Source organism: Mesorhizobium sp. B1-1-5 (assembly GCF_006443065.1).
Lineage (GTDB): Bacteria > Pseudomonadota > Alphaproteobacteria > Rhizobiales > Rhizobiaceae > Mesorhizobium.
In genome coordinates, this window is the sequence record NZ_VFWS01000492.1 from 1 (window position 1) to 1228 (window position 1228).

Annotated in this window: 1 protein-coding gene and 1 pseudogene; both read left to right on the forward strand. The window is 65.8% G+C overall.

Annotated elements, in window-relative coordinates; translation table 11 throughout:
- The first annotated feature begins 90 nt into the window (after positions 1-90).
- Positions 91-903, forward strand: a complete 813-nt coding sequence (locus tag FJ980_RS32640) for an amino acid ABC transporter permease (RefSeq protein WP_140547562.1) — start codon at positions 91-93, stop codon at positions 901-903.
- A gap of 50 nt (positions 904-953) precedes the next feature.
- Positions 954-1228 (forward strand): annotated as a pseudogene (locus tag FJ980_RS32645) (SAM-dependent methyltransferase); the annotation flags it as partial.

The following is a 1228-nucleotide window of genomic DNA, read 5'->3' on the forward strand; positions in this document are numbered from 1 at the left end:
CCCCCCCCTTGTGGGGGAGTTGGCGGGCAGGACAGAGGGGGGCGCCTTGGCGCCTGCCTTGCGCACTATGCACCTCGCCGGCCACGCCTGATGGCCCCCCCACCATCCTCCGTCAAACCTGAATTCCCCTGGTGGCTGGCCGCCGCCCTTGTCCTTGCCTTGGCCGCCGCGCTCGCCATCGCCGCCTGCGATCTTTATGCCCAGGTCTTCGCCACTGTCGCCAAGGGCATCGGCGTCACCGTCTTCGTCACCATTGTCGCCTTCGCGCTGGCCTCAATCATCGGCCTCGGCATCGCGCTGATGGGATTGTCGGGTTCGCAGTGGCTGCGGCAGATCGCGCGTTTCTATGTCGAGATCATCCGTGGCGTACCGATCCTGGTGCTTTTGTTCTGGATCGCGTTTGCCGGCGCACCGGCTTTCGTCGCCGCCTGGAACGCGCTGACCGCGCCGCTGCAGAGCACCGGCTATCTCGGCGAGTTGCAGGTGCGCGACGTCTCGCTCTTGTGGCGCGCCGTCATGGCGCTGACCATCGGCTATTCCGCCTTCATCTCCGAAGTGTTCCGGGCCGGCATCCAGGCGGTCGAGAAGGGCCAGATCGAAGCGGCCAAGGCGCTCGGGCTCACGCGGGCGCAACGTTTCCGGCTCATCGTCTTTCCGCAGGCGATCCGTACCATCCTGCCGCCGCTCGGCAATGACTTCGTCGCCCTGGTCAAGGATTCCTCGCTGGTCTCGGTGCTCGGCGTCGCCGACATCACCCAGATGGGCAAGGTCTATGCCGCCGGTTCCTTCCGCTTCTTCGAGACCTATTCGATAACAGCCTACATCTATCTTATCCTGACCGTCGGCTTGTCTTTGGCGCTCCGGGCGCTGGAACGGCGGTTGCGCCGCCAGCATCAGGAATAGTGTTTCGGCAAGGACGGCGTTACGCTCCGGTTGCGCACTGGAGGAGGAGCATGCCCAGGAACGTCGACAAGGCCAATGCTGCGCTGGATTCGGTCTATACGGCCGATACGCCCGAAACCCTGGCGCAGGCCTATGCCGCATGGGCCGCGACTTATGACAGCGAGACCGCCTCGCTCGGTTATCTCCTGCCGTTCCTCATCACCGCCTGGGTGGCGCGCCACGTGCCTGCGGGCGAAGGGCCGCTGCTCGACGCCGGCTGCGGCACTGGCCTGTCCGGGCCGTCGCTGAAGGCGCTGGGCTACGGCGATATCGCCGGGCTCGACCT

What these genes read in the sequence shown, in the direction of transcription:
- FJ980_RS32640 (WP_140547562.1), top strand. Translation starts at nt 91, where the DNA reads ATGGCCCCCCCACCATCCTCCGTCAAACCTGAATTCCCCTGGTGGCTG.